The sequence below is a fragment of the Roseibium denhamense genome, assembly GCF_009711415.1.
In the GTDB taxonomy this organism is placed as follows: domain Bacteria; phylum Pseudomonadota; class Alphaproteobacteria; order Rhizobiales; family Stappiaceae; genus Roseibium; species Roseibium denhamense.
The window spans coordinates 1-273 of the sequence record NZ_SMLZ01000012.1; the positions used below are offsets into that span (position 1 = coordinate 1).

Sequence of the window (273 nt, forward strand, 5' to 3'; positions counted from 1 at the left end):
CTCGTAGATCGCGTGGCCTTCCTGCCCGGCTGCGAGCGCCTGGACGGCGGGATGGGTGTTGTCGACCTCGTAGCCCCAGTTGCCGACACGGTCTATGTGCAGACTTCCGCCGAAGGGGTCCGAGATCGCATGTTCGCCGAAGCGGTTGTATTGGAAATGATCCCAGGCTGTGCCGTCCGGATCATGCACGGACAGGCTACCGCCGACCGCGAGCGGATGCGCCGATGATGGCCAGACATTCCGGTCCTCGGTGACATCCCCAGTGTCGGTGCC

General features: G+C 64.5%; 1 protein-coding gene. It reads right to left on the reverse strand.

All coding sequences use genetic code 11. The features are described from left to right. Positions 1-273 (reverse strand): VCBS domain-containing protein (locus tag E1180_RS00020; RefSeq protein WP_196220465.1); only part of this gene is annotated, 273 nt, incomplete at both ends.